The sequence below is a fragment of the Aliivibrio sp. 1S175 genome, from assembly GCF_001690985.1.
Classification (GTDB): domain Bacteria; phylum Pseudomonadota; class Gammaproteobacteria; order Enterobacterales; family Vibrionaceae; genus Aliivibrio.
Window position 1 is genome coordinate 1202 of record NZ_MAJS01000072.1, and the last position, 659, is coordinate 1860.

The 659-nt window shown below is 39.5% G+C and carries 1 protein-coding gene; it reads left to right on the plus strand.

Annotated features, from left to right (window positions below; translation table 11 throughout):
- Positions 1 to 5: 5 nt before the first annotated feature.
- The gene (locus tag A6E06_RS15195) at positions 6 to 644 is read left to right on the plus strand and encodes a GNAT family N-acetyltransferase (RefSeq protein ID WP_255312102.1); all 639 of its coding nucleotides are present in this window, start codon (positions 6 to 8) and stop codon (positions 642 to 644) included.
- The last annotated feature ends 15 nt before the right edge of the window (positions 645 to 659 follow it).

Below are 659 nucleotides of genomic sequence, written 5' to 3' on the forward strand. Positions count from 1 at the left end.
GTGTTATGCAGGCGTTAGCTGCTTCAAAGAAGGAATTTAGTATGCAAGGTGAGAAATGGCTCTCAGGTACGAAGATTAAAGGGAAAATAGTCACATTGATTCCACTACAACTAGAACATGCATCAGATTTGGTTGAAGCTGCTTCTGATGGTGAACTTTGGGACTTATGGTATACAAAAATACCAAATAAAGAGACTGTAATCGGTTATATTGAATTGGCTTTAAGCGAACAGGACGCTGGGCGTTCTTTGGCTTTTTCTGTCATTGATAATGAAACTCAAACCATAATCGGTACAACTCGTTTATGCCACGCTGATTGTGTGAATAAACGGGTAGAAATTGGTTATACGTGGTATGCGAAAAGTTACCAGAGAACCTCAGTAAATACCGAATGTAAGTTCCTTCTTCTTTCTCATGCATTTGAAAACCTCTCAGCAATCGCAGTTGAGTTTAGAACTCATTGGCATAATCATGCTTCACGTAATGCAATAGCTCGTTTGGGTGCAAAGCAAGACGGTGTAATTAGAAATCATCAACAAATGGCAGATGGTAGCTATCGAGATACCGTTGTATTTTCGGTAATTAATAGTGAGTGGTTAGCCGTAAAAGCTAGTTTGTTATTCAAACTGGAAAGGCGCAGCTAACAAACGACTATGGTG